This is a genomic window from Streptomyces sp. SID13031 (assembly GCF_010548305.1).
GTDB lineage: Bacteria > Actinomycetota > Actinomycetes > Propionibacteriales > Kribbellaceae > Kribbella.
Window position 1 is genome coordinate 1 of the sequence record NZ_JAAGLV010000091.1, and the last position, 427, is coordinate 427.

General features: G+C 55.3%; 1 protein-coding gene. It reads left to right on the top strand.

Features of this window, described 5'->3' with window-relative positions; translation table 11 throughout:
* The coding region (locus G3I17_RS39385) for an OB-fold nucleic acid binding domain-containing protein (RefSeq protein ID WP_203591366.1) at positions 1-427 on the top strand (427 nt) is incomplete at both ends.

Consider the following 427-nt stretch of genomic DNA (forward strand, 5'->3'; position numbering starts at 1 on the left):
TTGCATTTGCGCACGAAGGCGCGATTGTCACGCTTGAGGTGATCGTCGATCAGCATCAGCCAGCACCGCGTGGACGCGGCAATGTCCCACATCGCGTAATTGCGCATGATGATACTGGCGAAATCATCCTCACATTCTTTCATGCGCAATTGCCTTGGCTTGAAAAGATGCTGCCGGAAGGCGAAACTGTAATCGTTTCTGGCAAGGTCGAATGGTTCAACGGGCGTGCCTCGATGGTACATCCGGATTATATCGCAAGCCTTGAAGATGCAGCCAATCTGCCCATGGTCGAACCCGTCTATCCGCTGACGGCTGGGCTTTCTTCCAAAACGCTTGGCCGCGCCATGAAAGAAGCTCTGACGCGCGTGCCGGTGCGGCCCGAGTGGATTGACGGGCCGTTGATTGCACGCGAACGATTTACCGCTTT